Annotated in this window: 10 protein-coding genes; 8 read left to right on the plus strand and 2 right to left on the minus strand. The window is 65.3% G+C overall.

Annotated elements, in window-relative coordinates; translation table 11 throughout:
* Window positions 1-138: 138 nt before the first annotated feature.
* Window positions 139-1,482 carry an AarF/ABC1/UbiB kinase family protein gene (locus W823_RS47510; protein ID WP_023960046.1) on the minus strand — a complete coding sequence of 448 codons (1,344 nt, stop codon included), beginning with the start codon at window positions 1,480-1,482 and terminating at the stop codon, window positions 139-141.
* 265 nt (window positions 1,483-1,747) lie between these two features.
* Window positions 1,748-2,773: an oxygenase MpaB family protein gene (locus W823_RS47515; protein ID WP_081729831.1), complete on the minus strand. Its 1,026-nt coding sequence runs from the start codon at window positions 2,771-2,773 to the stop codon at window positions 1,748-1,750.
* A gap of 178 nt (window positions 2,774-2,951) precedes the next feature.
* On the opposite strand from W823_RS47515, the gene W823_RS47520 reads away from it, so the two are divergent.
* The 8 genes from W823_RS47520 (at window position 2,952) to W823_RS47550 (ending at window position 12,317) form a co-directional block, all read left to right on the plus strand.
* Entirely contained in the window at window positions 2,952-3,863 is a 912-nt protein-coding gene (locus W823_RS47520) for an aldose 1-epimerase family protein (RefSeq protein ID WP_031332700.1), read from the plus strand.
* Window positions 3,864-3,873: 10 nt separating this feature from the next.
* Window positions 3,874-4,803 (plus strand): carbohydrate kinase, encoded by a 930-nt coding sequence (locus W823_RS47525; protein ID WP_031332702.1) that lies wholly within the window; start codon window positions 3,874-3,876, stop codon window positions 4,801-4,803.
* A 100-nt stretch (window positions 4,804-4,903) separates the two neighbouring features.
* Entirely contained in the window at window positions 4,904-6,226 is a 1,323-nt protein-coding gene (locus W823_RS47530; RefSeq protein WP_023960053.1) for a citrate synthase, read from the plus strand.
* Window positions 6,227-6,229: 3 nt separating this feature from the next.
* Window positions 6,230-6,589: an FKBP-type peptidyl-prolyl cis-trans isomerase gene (locus W823_RS47535; RefSeq protein WP_023960055.1), complete on the plus strand. Its 360-nt coding sequence runs from the start codon at window positions 6,230-6,232 to the stop codon at window positions 6,587-6,589.
* 155 nt (window positions 6,590-6,744) lie between these two features.
* A complete protein-coding gene (locus W823_RS47540) occupies window positions 6,745-8,253 on the plus strand; it encodes an alpha-amylase family glycosyl hydrolase (protein WP_023960057.1) in 1,509 nt (502 codons plus the stop codon).
* Window positions 8,254-9,324: a hypothetical protein gene (locus tag W823_RS58955; RefSeq protein ID WP_235189598.1), complete on the plus strand. Its 1,071-nt coding sequence runs from the start codon at window positions 8,254-8,256 to the stop codon at window positions 9,322-9,324.
* Window positions 9,213-10,925, plus strand: coding sequence for a hypothetical protein (locus W823_RS58960; RefSeq protein ID WP_235189599.1), 1,713 nt, complete (start codon window positions 9,213-9,215; stop codon window positions 10,923-10,925). The genes W823_RS58955 and W823_RS58960 overlap by 112 nt, the downstream gene beginning before the upstream one ends.
* A 39-nt stretch (window positions 10,926-10,964) precedes the next feature.
* Window positions 10,965-12,317, plus strand: a complete 1,353-nt coding sequence (locus W823_RS47550; RefSeq protein ID WP_023960059.1) for a deoxyribodipyrimidine photo-lyase — start codon at window positions 10,965-10,967, stop codon at window positions 12,315-12,317.
* Window positions 12,318-12,367: the final 50 nt, after the last annotated feature.

The following is a 12,367-nucleotide window of genomic DNA, read 5'->3' on the forward strand; positions in this document are numbered from 1 at the left end:
GTCGCACACGGCGCCGCGGCCGCATCGGTCGGCACCGCGGCCGCCACCGCCGGCGGCGGCATCCTCGTCGTGATCGGAACAGTCCTCGCTGCCCTCGCCGTCCCCGCCTTTGTCCGCTACCGCATCACGCGCTGACGATCACCGGGCAGCGACGCGGGTGCGGCTGGGGGCCGAATCCTTGAGCAGGCCTGCGGTGTACCCGACAACCTGGGGGTCGGCCATCGCCTTCCATCGCGGGGCGAGCAGTTTCATGTAGCGCTCGACGTAGAGCAACTGCTTGCCGACGAGTACCAGTTCACGTGGGAGACGGGCGTCGTAGTTCTTGGCGAGGTTCGCGAGTTGACGGCCCAGGTCGGCGTACGCCATGTTCCCCAGTTCGGTTCCGCCGATGGGGGCGGCGACGCGTCGCAGGTCCTTGGCGGTCTCGCGGACCGAACCCGGTTTCCCGAAGGTGCCCAGCGCGGCCAGGGCCTGACCGGCGGCCTCGTAGTTGCTGCGCATCAGATTGCCGAGCAATTCGCGGACGATCATGCGGGTGTTGTCGTCGAAGCGGCCGACGATGCCCCAGTCGAGGAACACGATGCGCCCGTCGGCGTCGACGAGAACGTTCCCGGCATGCAGATCGCCGTGGAAGATCCCATCGGTGAAGGCCGACTCGAGCAACGACATCAGCAGCGTCTTGACGATCTCGGTGCCGTCGTGACCTGCGCGGCGGATGGCCTTGACGTCGTCGATACGAATGGCGTCCACCCGCTCGAGGGTGAGTACCCGCTCGGTGGTGTGGTCCCAGTACACCTTCGGAACACGCACCTTGTCTGCGTACTTCGACCCCGAGATCGCAGCGGTCCATTCCTCCATGGCGGCGGCTTCGGTGCGGAAGTCCAGCTCGGAGTTGAGATTGGCGGTGAAGTCCTCGATCACCGCTTTGGCGCTGAGCATGCGTCCGTACGACGACAGTTCCACAAGCGCGGCGGTGCGCTGCAGGATCTGCAGGTCGGCGGCCAGCCGGCCCTTGATTCCCGGGCGCTGGATCTTGACGACCACCGACTCGCCGGTTTTCAGCGTCGCGGTGTGGACCTGCGAGATGGACGCGGAGGCGATCGGCTCGGCGTCGAAGTCGTCGAACACCTCGTCGGGGTCGCGGCCGAGCTGGCTGCTCAGCACCGCACGAACCTGCTCGGGGTCGGCAGGGGGCACCCTGTCGAGCAGCGACCGGAACTCATCGGAGAGCACCTTGGGGAACACGCCTGGACTCGAGGCGATGAGCTGCCCGAGCTTGACGTAGGTCGGGCCGAGGGCGGCGAACGTGTTGCGTGTCTCGCCGGCTCCGATTGCGGCCGCGTCCTGCTTGTGGCGTACCCGGGTGGCGAAGCGTGCGCCTCCGCAGACGGCGTGCCAGGCGGTGGCGCCGATGCGCGCCGCCTCGGTGGTCAGCGGTACCTTCTGCAGTGTCGGTCGTGGCTCGGCTGTCGTGATGGTCATGGTCCTCCGCATGCGACTTGTCGCCGGGGCAGGCCATCCCGGTTTTGGGGACGGCCGATGGTCGATGCTCCGCCGGACATGGTAGGGCATCTGGCCGTGAGCGCCAGTCGGCTTGTCTTGGGCGCTGCCCGGGCATGCCGCCCCGTGCGGGACGGCGTGGGCGTGGCGCTTTCGGTGCTGCAGGACTAGTCGAATCCCCAGGTGGCCGCGTTACGGTGGACCGGTGTGGTCTTGATGACACCGGGCCCGAAGCCTGGTCGAGCTCTCAGAGTGCGGTCTCGTTGGACTGCCAGGGCAAGTTTGCCCTTCGCGCCGCCGTCACCGGGCAGTAGTGCATCGGCTCGCCACGGACGGCTTCGGGAGGCAGATTGCGTACGGGGGTGTCCAGCAGTGGTGCGTCGGCGGGCACGGCTCCGGCCAGCCGATCCCAGGCGTCGCGGCAACGTGGATGTTTGCGGTAGCGCTCGGGCAACAAGTGCATGAAGGTGTTGACGGCCTTGCCGAACCGGCGGAAACGGCGCTCGTCACGTTCTGACCACGTGAAGCCCATCAGATCGCGAACGGGCTGGTCGTACAGGCCCACCGTCAGCCAGGTGAAGAATCGTTCGGTGGGGCGGACCAGTTGTTTCCAGACCGGCCGGGGCATCCACGACATCCACGGGGGCGGCGGCAGTTCGGAGATGTCCAGCACCGTGCGGACGGCGGGATGGTCCTGAAGGACGTTGCGGCACATGTGATCCCAATACTCGAGGAAATCCTCGTAGGTATCCGGGCATGGCCGGGTGCTCACGCCGTACATCGCGTACCAGGTGCGTGACTCCTCGAACAGCTGGCGTTTCTCCGCTTCGGTGATCGGTGGACCGAAGACCTCCGCGCACCGGATGTTGCCGTACCAGAACGTGGCGTGCGCCCAGTAGAAGACGTCCGGATCGAGCGCGTGATAGCGGCTGCCGTCGGGCATCGCACCCTTGATCTCGCGGTGGTAGTCCCGAACCTCGCGGCCGGTGTCCTCGGTGCCGTCGAACACCACCCCGATGATCGGATAGAGCGACCGCATCAACCGCTCCCAGCGTTCGCCGAAGAAGTCGGAGTGCTCCCACACTGCCGCACCGAGCTTCGGGTGCATGTTCTGCATCGACCCCGACCACAGGCCGATGAGCATCCCGTGCCAGCCGCCGAAGAACTTCCAGGTGACCGAATCCGGACCGAGCAGTTGTGGCACAGGCTCGGATGCGGGCGGGACGGGCGTGGTGATCGGTCGGGTATCGCGCAGGTCGGTCACGGGAGACATCCTTCGTCGACGGCCGGTGCCGTGAGGCACCAATGAGACGAAACTCTAGATCCGTCTCAGAAGGTGTGTCAACCGTCACGCGGGGTCGATGGTGGGCCGGCTCGGCCGAATGGATGAAAGCTTTTGCCGGGGCGACAACTTCGCATCGCCCCCACAAGTGGCGGCTAAGCTGGCCGATGTGGCCGGGCACAGCATCGAAGCGGATGGATACAGCGCACAGATCGCCGCGACCGGCGCGGGGCTCCGGGCCGTCAGATGGCGCGGCCGGCTCCTCACCGAGACCTGGGAGATCGAACCGGGGGTCAAGCCTCCGCTCTCGTGCGGATTGGTGCTCTCGCCGTGGCCGAACCGCACAGGCGACGGCCGATACATCTTCGACGGCACGTCGTACGAGCTCCCCATCACCGAAGCCGGGCGGAACAACGCCAACCATGGCTTCGTGCGGATGGTGGACTGGAATGTCCTCGACCAGACCCCGACGTCGGTCACCCTCGGCGTCGCCGTGGGGCAGCATCCCGGTTGGCCGTTCGACCTCCAGCTCACCGCCACCTACGCGGTGGGGCCCGATGGCCTGACCGTCACCCACACCACCACCAACACCGGGACCATCCGCGCGCCGTACGCAGTGGGCCAGCACACCTTCGTCCGCGTGGGCGACGTCCCTGCCGACGACTGCTCACTGCAGCTGGCAGCGGAGAAGTATCAGCCGCTCGACCCCGAACGCCAACTCCCCGACGGCGACCCTGTCGACGTCGTCGGCACCGAGTTCGACTTCCGGACGCCACGACCGGTCGAGGGAGTGTGGCTCGACACCCCGTTCACCGCGATGACGGATGACGACGGCATCATCACCCATCGCCTGATCGGCTCGGACGGGACCACCGAACTGTGGACCGACCTCAACTTCTCGTGGGTCCAGGCCTTCACCGCCGACCCGGGCCACGACCAGCCGTACCCCGGTCGCGGCAGGGCCGTGGCCATCGAACCGATGACCGCGCCGCCCAACGCGCTTGCCACCGGAACCGATCTGATCGTGCTCGAACCGGGCCAGATCTGGACCGGCCGCTGGGGCTTGCGATTCCGGGAATGAGGGTGGCGCCGTGAGAGAAATCGTCGTGTGTGGAGAAGCGCTGGTGGACCTGGTGCCGTCTGCACCCGGTGCGCTGAGTCCGCTCACACCTGCTCTGGGCGGCGGCCCGTTCAACGCCGCGATCACCTTGGGCCGGCTCGGGTCGGCGGTGTCGTTGTGCTCGCGCGTGTCCACCGACGCGTTCGGCGATGCCCTCGCGGATGCGCTTCGTTCCGCCGGCGTGAATTTCTCTCTGCTGCAACGTGGTCCAGAACCGACCACGCTCGCTCTCACCAGCATCGGCGACGACGGATCGGCGCAGTACAACTTCTATCTGCAGGGCACCGCCGACCGGTTGGTCACCGATCCGGGTGAGCTACCACGCACGGTCGCCGCCCTCGCTTTCGGAACCTTGTCGATGGTGCTCGAGCCGGGGGCAAGCGCCTACGAGAAGCTCCTGCACCGCAGTCATGGCGAGGGCCGCCTCACGCTGCTGGACCCCAACATCCGTGCCGGTGTGATCGATGACCCCGACGCCTACCGCAAGCGCTTCGCCTCGTGGTTGCCGTCGCTCGACATCGTCAAGGTGTCCGACGACGACGCCGAATGGCTGGCCGAGGGCGCCGCCGGAACAGATCCGGACCGCTGGATCGAAGCCGGCGTGGGCGCGGTTGTCATCACGCACGGCGGCGATGGACTCAGTGTTCGCACGCCCGACCTCACCGCGCGTGTACCCGGCCGGAGAGTCGATGTGATCGACACCATAGGGGCAGGCGACACGATTTGTGGCGCCCTGTTGCACTGGCTGGGAACGCGCCGCTTCCTCGACCCCGCGCAGCTCCGCACGATGACCGAAAACGACTGGTCAGAGGCCCTGCAGTTCGCTGCCCGGGCCGCCGCGATCACCGTGTCGCGGCCCGGCGCGGACCCTCCGTGGGCGGGCGAGCTTGAAACCGACTAGGTTGTTAACCGGGTCGCACGATCGTTACGACGGCCCCGGAGGTAAAACACCTGCACCGGTTCACGAGACCGGTGCAGCCCGTCGAAAAGGGGAGGACCAAGTGTCCGCCGAAACAGTGTCTGCCAACGGATCGGCAGCGGAGGCCAAGGCCACGTTCAGCTATCCCGGCGGCGAGATCAAGCTTCCCATCGTCGAAGCGACAGAAGGTGCCAACGGCGTCGGACTCGGGAAGTTCCTCGCCGAGACCGGACTCACCACGTTCGACGGCGGTTTCGTCAATACGGCGTCCACCAAGTCGGCGATCACCTACATCGACGGCGATGCCGGAATCCTGCGCTACCGCGGATACCCCATCGAGCAGTTGGCGAAGGGATCGAGCTTCCTCGAGGTCAGCTACCTCCTGATCAACGGCGAGCTCCCGACCCCGTCCGAACTCGACGAGTTCACCAACAAGATCAGTCGCCACACGCTGCTGCACGAAGACCTCAAACGATTCTTCGACGGCTTCCCGCGCAACGCGCACCCCATGCCGGTGCTGTCCAGCGCAGTGAACGCCCTGAGCGCGTACTACCAGGATTCCCTGGACCCGAAAGATCCCGAGCAGGTCGAGCTTTCGACCATCCGACTGTTGGCGAAGCTGCCCACCATTGCGGCGTACGCCTACAAGAAGTCCACCGGACAGCCGTTCCTGTACCCGGACAACTCACTGAACCTGGTCGAGAACTTCCTGCGGATGACGTTCGGTTTCCCCGCGGAGCCCTACGAGGTCAACCCGGACGTGGTCAAGGCCCTTGACATGCTTTTCATCCTGCACGCCGACCACGAGCAGAACTGCTCCACCTCCACGGTCCGCCTCGTCGGGTCGTCGCAGGCCAACTTGTTCACCTCGATCTCCGGTGGCATCAACGCACTCTGGGGCCCGCTGCACGGCGGTGCCAACCAGGCCGTGCTCGAGATGCTCGACGACATCAAGGCCTCCGGTGGCGACACCAAGGAGTTCATGAACAAGGTCAAGAACAAAGAAGACGGCGTCAAGCTCATGGGCTTCGGGCACCGGGTCTACAAGAACTACGACCCGCGGGCCGCGATCGTCAAGGAGACCGCCGACCAGATCTTGGAGCTCCTCGGCGTAAACGACGATCTCCTCGACATCGCCAAGGGGCTCGAAGAAGTGGCCCTGAGCGACGACTACTTCATCTCGCGCAAGCTGTACCCGAACGTGGATTTCTACACCGGTTTGATCTACCGCGCGATGGGGTTCCCCACCCGGATGTTCACCGTGCTGTTCGCACTCGGCCGGCTGCCCGGCTGGATCGCGCACTGGCGTGAGATGAACGCCGACCCGACCGGGAAGATCGGCCGTCCCCGGCAGATCTACACCGGATACACCGAACGTGACTACCTGAATATGGATCAGCGCTGAACCATGACAAAACCTGAGATCGAGTTCCCCCAAGGCCCCGCACCCACCGAACTGGTGAGCACCGACCTGGTGATCGGTGACGGCGACGTCGCTGTTGCCGGTGGAGTGGTCGACGTCCACTACGTCGGCGTCGAGTACGAGACAGGCGAGGAGTTCGACTCCTCGTGGAACCGCGGCCAGTCCGCCAACTTCCCGCTCGACCGGCTGATCCCGGGCTGGCAGGAGGGTATTCCCGGCATGAAGGTCGGCGGTCGCCGTCAGCTCACCGTGCCGCCCGAGCTCGCTTACGGGCCCGAGGGTGCCGGACACCGGCTGTCGGGTAAGACACTGATCTTCGTGATCGATCTGCTCGGCGTTTCTTAGGTCCGGGTACGCATCTTTCGCAGCAGCCCTGCACGGTCACCGTGCAGGGCTGTTTGCTGTCTCCGGCACTTACCCTGGCCGCCCCCCGGTGAACGGGCGGTGATCTCCTGGGCGTTCACAGCCACTGACGGCTTTGTGCGCGATAGGTTTACGGGGTGATCGCGCACCCGTTCATCTACGAGATCAACACGTGGCCGTGGCTCGACGAGCTCAGCAGGAGGTACGGCCGGCGCGTCGAATTGGGTGATGTCCTCGGCGAGGTGTGGGACGTGATCGCGGCGTCCGGTGCTGATGTCGTGTGGCTGATGGGGGTGTGGCAGCGCAGCCCGGCCGGTGTGGCGATCGCCAGAGCGGACGAACCCCTGGTCCAGCATTGCCGGGACATCCTGCCCGACTTCACCATCGATGACATCGTCGGTTCGCCGTACTGCATCCGCGGATACGAGGTGGACCCGATGCTCGGCGGCCCCGACGGGCTGGCGTCGGCACGGCAGGCCCTTGCTGACCGCGGGATTCGCTTGATCTTGGACTTCGTGCCCAACCATGTTGCGCCCGACCACTCGTGGACCACCGCGCATCCGGAGTTCTTTGTCGGCGGCACCGCCGATGACCTGCGCGAGGAACCGGCATCCTTCATCGAGGTCGGCGGCAAGGTACTCGCGAACGGCCGCGACCCCTACTTCCCGGCGTGGCCCGACGTCGTGCAACTCAACGCCTTCTCCACCGAGTTGCGTGCGGCCGTCATCACCACCCTCACGCGAATAGCCGAACAGTGCGATGGTGTGCGGTGCGACATGGCGATGCTGATGATGAACGACGTGTTCGGCAGAACCTGGGGTGAACGCGCGGGACATGTTCCGTCACAGGAGTATTGGCCACTCGTGATCGGAGCCGTGCGGTCGATACACCCCGACTTCACATTCATCGCTGAGGCGTACTGGGACCTCGAGGCCGCCCTGCAGGAGCAGGGATTCGACTACTGCTACGACAAGGGTCTGTACGACCGCTTCGTCGAAGGTGGCGACGCTGCCGCGGTCAGAAGGCAACTCGATGCCGAGCCGGACCATCTCAGCCGGCTCGTCCGATTCCTCGAAAATCACGACGAGCCCAGGGCTGCATCGGTGTTCTCGCTCGCGGGGCACAAGATCGCGGCAGTCACGTCGTTCACCCACCCCGGCGCGAGGTTGCTCTACGATGGCCAGTTCGAGGGCCGGCGCATGCATCTTCCTGTGCAACTGGGCCGCAGCCCGGTCGAGGAGGTCGACAACGAGCTGCTCGACTTCTATGGCCGGCTGACGAACATTCTGCGCGACACCACATTCCGTACCGGATCGTGGGCCACGGCCGAGATCACCGGTTGGGCCGACAACTCCACAACAGCGGATCTGCTGGCGTGGGCCTGGCGCGGTGACACCCGCTGGGTCGTCGTGGTGAACCTCGGCGACCGGGTTGCCAGTGGCCTGGTGCGAACAGGATGGGACGACCTCGCAGCGGCCGAAGTCGACCTCGTCGACGACACCCGTGACCTCCGGTATCGCCGTGGCGCCGCCGATCTGACCGACGGCCTGTTCGTCGAGCTGGGCCCCAGGCTGTGGCACCTGTTCCGGGTGGAGCCGGTCCCTGCGGAGAACACCTCCGATGATGCTGAACGCGAGGCGATCTGAGTGAACGGGCAACACCGCCGGCCGGGTGGTACGGCCGAGCATCAGCGTCTCGCCGAAGCCACCGGCCGTCTCGAAGACGGGTTGCACGATGCGAACCCGTGGTACCTGTGGGGGCCGTACCTGTCCGAGAGGGCATGGGGGACAGTGCGAGAGGATTACAGCGACGAAGGAAACGCATGGGACCACCTCCCGCACGAGCATGCGCGTTCCCGTGCCTACCGCTGGAACGAAGACGGTATGGCCGGGATCTCCGACATCGGGCACGAGTTCTGCCTGTCGTTGGCCCTGTGGAACGGCGTCGACCCGATCCTCAAAGAGCGCATGTTCGGACTCACGGGCCCGCAGGGCAATCACGGTGAAGACGTCAAAGAATACTGGTGGTATCTGCAGGGGCTGCCGAGTCATGCTCTGCTGCAATGGCGTTACCACTACCCGCAGGCGGCGTTCCCCTACGAGCAACTGGTGGCGGAGAACGCCCGGCGTGGACGCGACGACTTCGAGTACGAGCTGCTCGACACCGGGGTCTTCGACGATGGCCGCTACTGGGTTGTCGATGTCACGTATGCCAAGGCCGGTCCAACCGACATCCTGATGACCATCAGCGTCACCAACAACGGCGCGGACGACGCGTCGATCGACATGCTGCCCACCGGCTGGTTCCGGAACACCTGGCGCGCTGCGGGCGAGCAGAACATCCCCGGCCTGGTCGTCGATGGCGATGCGGTGGTCCTCGAGCACGCCCGGCTGGACGGCTACCGACTGCGGGCGGCGCCGGCAAGCGATGGGACCGAGCCGCGGGTTCTGTTCTGCGACAACGAAACCAACATTCCCAAGATCTTCGGCGGTGACCCGATCACGCCGTACCCGAAAGACGGGATCAACGACCACGTGGTCGCGGGCGCGCGACGGTCAATCCGGCGCAACACGGAAGCAAGGCAGCCTGGTGGTACCACCTGGACGTGGCTGCGGGAAAAACGGTGCATGCGCGTGTGCGGTTGTCCGGGCGGGACGATGCCGGCTGCAGTGATAGTGACTGGGCAGGAGACGACTTCGGCAGAATCGCCGCACTGAGGCAAAGTGAGGCGGACGAGTTCTATGCCGCCATCGGACCCGATCTCGACACCGAGCAGATGCGGATCCTCACCCAGGCCGCCGCGGGTTTGATCTGGAGCAAGCAGATGTACTCCTATCAGGTCGCGCGATGGCTCGACGGTGATCCCGCGGAGCCGCTACCCCCACCGGGACATCAACACGGGCGCAACACTGATTGGCGACACCTCGATGCCTTCGACATCCTGGCGATGCCAGACCCGTGGGAGTACCCGTGGTTTGCTGCCTGGGACCTGGCTTTTCACTCCATCTCGTGGGCGCATCTGGATCCGGCATTCGCGAAGTATCAGTTGATCGTGCTGCTGCGGGAGTGGTTCTTGCACCCCAATGGTGCTCTGCCCGCCTATGAGTGGAGTTTCGACGACGTCAACCCGCCGGTGCATGCCCTCGCGGCGCTGCGGGTGTTCAACATCGACGGCAGTACCGACACCGAGTTCCTCGAACGGGTCTTCCAGAAGCTGCTGCTCAACTTCACCTGGTGGGTGAATAGACAGGATCCGCACGGCAACAACGTTTTCGGTGGCGGGTTTCTCGGACTCGACAACATCAGTCCGGTCGACCGTTCACACCTGCCGCCGGGCACCACACTCGAGCAGTCCGACGGCACCGGATGGATGGCGTTTTATGCCGAGGCCATGCTGGGCATAGCGCTGGCACTTGCCGACCATGACCCCGTCTACGAAGACATGGTGATCAAGTTCCTCGAGCACTTCACCCTGATCGCGCAGTCGCTCAAGGAATCCGGTCTGTACGACGTGGAAGACGGCTTCTACTACGACCGGCTGACCGACCCTGACGGCACCTGCGAGTCCATCAAGGTGCAAAGTCTTGTCGGGCTGATCCCCGCTCTGGCTGCCGCAGAGATCCCCGCGCGCAATGCCCAGCGGATGAGCAGGTTGCGGAATCGATTCACCCGGCGGTTCGCGGCGCTCGGCATCGGGGGCGCGCAGTCGTGGCGGATCCGCTCCGACGGCGACAAACCGCGCATCCTGCTGTCGGTGTTGTCTGCCGACCAGTTGCGGTCGTTGATGCGTACGGTGTTCGACGAGGACGCAATGCTCTCCGATCACGGTCTCCGCTCTTTGTCGAAAAAGTACCGCGAGCCGTACACGTTGCCCGGTGCCACCGGTGCGGTCATCGATTACGAGCCCGCCGAGTCACGGACCGCCATGTATGGCGGCAATTCGAATTGGCGGGGGCCGGTGTGGTTCCCGATCAACTACCTGGCGATCCGCGCGCTGGTGCAATACGGGCGGTTCTTCGGCACCGAGGTGACGATGGCTTACCCCACCGGCGCGGACGCCGACTCCGACTTCTTCGAGATCGCCCAAGACCTGGCGGACCGACTGGTGTCGATCTGGTTGCCCGACGCTGACGGTCGTCGTCCCGTGTATGGGGGAACGGAGATCTTCCAGACCGATCCTGCGTGGAAGGACAATCTGTTGTTCAACGAGTACTTCCACGGAGACAATGGGGCCGGTCTCGGCGCGAGTCATCAAACGGGGTGGACTGCGCTGGTCATCGACCTGCTGCTGCACCCGCCGAAGCATTCGCGACATTGATGTACCACCCTTCGCCGTTCTTTTCGGCAGGATGGGTGAATGGACCAACAACCGATCCTGCTCTGGTTTCGTCGAGACCAGCGGCTGGGTGATCTGCCACCGCTGCTGGCCGCGGAGGGCAGGCGCGTCCTGGCCTGTTTTGTCCTCGACCCCAGCCTCGAGGCATCGTCGGGCGATCGACGACTGGCGTTTCTGTTTGAGTCGCTCCGTGATCTGCACAACCAGCTCGACGGCAGACTCCTGGTCGTCCGCGGTGCGCCCGAGCAACAGATTCCCGCCATCGCGAAAGCCATCGACGCCGAGGCGGTGCACATCACCGCCGATTTCGCCCCGTACGGACGTCGCCGAGACCGCAAGGTGGCCGAAGCGCTGGGCGACGTGCCGCTACGCGCCGAAGGATCGCCCTACGCGGTGACGCCCGGTCGCGTTCGCAAAGACGACGGCGAGCCCTACCGGGTGTTCACCCCCTACTTCCGTACGTGGAAGGCACACGGATGGCGGGAGCCGGCCGACACCGGAGTGGAGTCGGCGGACTGGGTCGACCCCGGTGACATCGCAGGTGTCGAGTCCATCGACATTCCCGACCCGCCGGCCACACTGGACATCCCTGCCGGCGAGCACGCCGCGCACGAGCGTTTTGCCGAGTTCATCGCCGACGGCGTGCTCGGTTACGAGCAGGACCGCAACCGGCCCGATCTCGAGGCGTCGAGCCGGATGTCGGCGTATCTGAAGTACGGCAACATCCATCCGCGGGCGATGCTTGTCGAACTCGACAAATCCGAGGGGGCCGGACAGGCCGCCTACGTCAGGGAACTGGCGTTTCGGGACTTCTATGCCGACGTGCTGTACCAGCGACCGGACTCGGTGTGGTGGAACCTGAACAAGAAGTTCGATGCGATGGAGCACGACTCGGGATCGGACGCCGACGCGGACTTCGATGCGTGGCGGGAGGGGAAGACCGGATACCCGATCGTCGACGCGGGTATGCGGCAGCTCTCGGGAAGTGGGTTCATGCACAATCGGCTGCGCATGATCGTCGCCTCATTCCTGGTGAAGGACCTCCATCTGCCGTGGCAGCGCGGCGCCGCATGGTTCCTCGATCAACTCATCGACGGCGACATGGCGAGCAACCAGCACGGTTGGCAGTGGGTCGCCGGGTCGGGAACCGATGCGGCACCGTACTTTCGGGTGTTCAACCCCACCACCCAGGGCAAGAAGTTTGATCCCTCCGGGGATTACGTACGCCGTTGGGTTCCCGAGCTCCGCTCGATTCCGGGGAGCGCTGTCCACGAACCCGGCGCACTGAGGCCCGACGATTACCCCGAGCCGATCGTGGATCACTCGGCACAGCGCCGGGTCGCCCTGGATCGCTACAACCAGCTCCCCACCTGACCCCTACCCCCACCGACCGGGCCCTTATCCCCGTCGACCGGGCCGTTACC

Origin of the sequence: Williamsia sp. D3, assembly GCF_000506245.1 — a bacterium.
GTDB classification, from domain to species: Bacteria; Actinomycetota; Actinomycetes; order Mycobacteriales; family Mycobacteriaceae; genus Williamsia; species Williamsia muralis.

Bases quoted from the DNA above. Each gene is read 5' to 3' on its own strand.
- W823_RS47510 (WP_023960046.1), bottom strand. From the start codon at position 1,482: ATGACCATCACGACAGCCGAGCCACGACCGACACTGCAGAAGGTACCG.
- W823_RS47515 (WP_081729831.1), bottom strand. From the start codon at position 2,773: ATGTCTCCCGTGACCGACCTGCGCGATACCCGACCGATCACCACGCCC.
- W823_RS47535 (WP_023960055.1), top strand. From the start codon at position 6,230: ATGACAAAACCTGAGATCGAGTTCCCCCAAGGCCCCGCACCCACCGAA.
- W823_RS47550 (WP_023960059.1), top strand. From the start codon at position 10,965: ATGGACCAACAACCGATCCTGCTCTGGTTTCGTCGAGACCAGCGGCTG.